Raw genomic sequence first — 261 nt, 5'->3', positions numbered from 1 at the left:
ATCCGGAGGCCGGTCGGCGAAATTCACGCCCTTGCGTCGAAGGCGGATGCGGGGCCGGCATCGACGCGGAATTCGTGGCGGCCACGAACGATTTCATCGACCGGGCGCTGACCGAGAAGATCCTGCGCAAGGCCGCGGATCATCACCGGGCGGGGCGCCAGCGCGATGCGGAGCGACAGTACCGGCGCATCCTGGAGAGCCGGGGACGCCGTGCCCCTCGCGGGGAGCGGCGGCCTATCCCCGCAAGTCCCTCACCGCCTC

1 protein-coding gene is annotated in these 261 nt (G+C 70.9%); it reads left to right on the top strand.

The annotated features are described in order from the left end of the window. Nucleotides 1-74: 74 nt before the first annotated feature. Nucleotides 75-261: hypothetical protein (locus WDW90_RS39930; protein ID WP_336493094.1), on the top strand; the 187-nt coding region annotated here is incomplete at its 3' end.

Source organism: Methylobacterium nigriterrae, assembly GCF_037106235.1.
Lineage (GTDB): Bacteria > Pseudomonadota > Alphaproteobacteria > Rhizobiales > Beijerinckiaceae > Methylobacterium > Methylobacterium nigriterrae.
The sequence above is the reverse complement of the archived record's forward strand: the minus strand, read 5'-3'. Positions and strand labels throughout refer to the sequence as shown.